This window comes from Rahnella perminowiae, assembly GCF_019049755.1.
GTDB classification, from domain to species: domain Bacteria; phylum Pseudomonadota; class Gammaproteobacteria; order Enterobacterales; family Enterobacteriaceae; genus Rahnella; species Rahnella perminowiae.
The window spans coordinates 1-821 of record NZ_JAFMOS010000120.1 but is presented as its reverse complement, the minus strand read 5'-3'; the positions used below and the strand labels follow the sequence as shown (position 1 = coordinate 821).

Annotated in this window: 1 pseudogene; it reads right to left on the bottom strand. The window is 48.6% G+C overall.

The features are described from left to right. Positions 1 to 709, bottom strand: a pseudogene (locus J1785_RS00640) (IS110-like element ISEsa2 family transposase); the annotation flags it as partial. Positions 710 to 821: the final 112 nt, after the last annotated feature.

Below are 821 nucleotides of genomic sequence, written 5' to 3'. Positions count from 1 at the left end.
CCTCTATAACACTCGGGTCTGTCGTCAATGGGATCGCGTTATCAATACTCGCAACACGCTGCTCGGTAAGGGCTATTGCGCGGCCACCTTTGGCATTCAGAAAGTTGCGGATCGTGTCGCGCCTGGCTCGTTTAAGTTGTTGCAGACTGGGCCATCGTATAATCAGTTCACACAACAGTAAGCTACCCCGATGTGAGAACCACTCCAGGGGCTGAGGATAATACTGTTTAAGCGTGTTGATTATACGGTTCACAAAACGGCGTTTATCTTCAACCAACTGACGACGCTGCTCAACCAGTTGCTGGAGTAACCGGATATTCGCATTGTCGGGTTCAATGGCTTTTATCTTTTGGGGATAACGCAGCATTAACTCTAATGCCAGCTCTGCATCCTGCGGGTCATCTTTAGCGCCGCTGGGAGAGAAGGCTTGCCGGTAACGAGCCAGTGACAAAGCGTGGACGGGGAAAACGGTGATAAAGGGATATTTTTGAAGAGCATATACCACGGGTCCCTTCTTCAGCTCGAGAGCTATGGCGATTCTACCTTTTACCTTCTGGTGTAACTCAGTAAGCCAGGCATCAAGCGCTTCTGCTGTATGTTCAATCACATGGAATACGCGTTCGCCGTTTTTAAACTGAACACAGACATCGTGTTTTTTATCTGCCCAGTCCAGACCAACGTGCGCAGCAAATTGATTAGTCACAGTCATCACCAACTCCTTTTTATCGGGGATTGGTATGCATTCCACGCTCTTCGAAAGAAATATAGCCAGCAGTTTATCTGCATGCCCTGAGTATTCGTTAGCGAACGTGGAGCACCTA